The 366-nt window shown below is 33.6% G+C and carries 1 protein-coding gene; it reads right to left on the bottom strand.

What is annotated here, in order from left to right:
- Positions 1 to 15 precede the first annotated feature (15 nt).
- Positions 16 to 366: DnaJ C-terminal domain-containing protein (locus ACVC2P_RS03945; protein ID WP_452597185.1), on the bottom strand; the 351-nt coding region annotated here is incomplete at its 5' end.

Below are 366 nucleotides of genomic sequence, written 5' to 3'. Positions count from 1 at the left end.
TTATTAGAGTGTTTCCTATGAAAACATGTCTTTTACTTTTTCAAAAAATGATTTATCTGAACGTTCTGGTTTTGGCGCAAAATGTTCATCTTCTCTCATGCTCTCAAAAAATTCTTTTTGAGATTTACTTAAGGTTTTTGGTGTCCAGACATTAACATGGACTAATAGGTCTCCTTTTCCGTAACCATTAATACTTGGAATTCCTTTTCCGCGTAAGCGTAATATTTTACCAGACTGCATCCCTGCTTCTATTTTAATACGTACTTTTCCTGTAACGGTATCAATTTCTTTAGAGCCTCCTAAAACGGCATCAGATATGCTTACATATAAATCGTAATGTAAATTATCGCCTTCTCTTTGTAATGT

The organism is Pontimicrobium sp. MEBiC01747 (assembly GCF_053601635.1).
The sequence above is the reverse complement of the archived record's forward strand: the minus strand, read 5'-3'. Positions and strand labels throughout refer to the sequence as shown.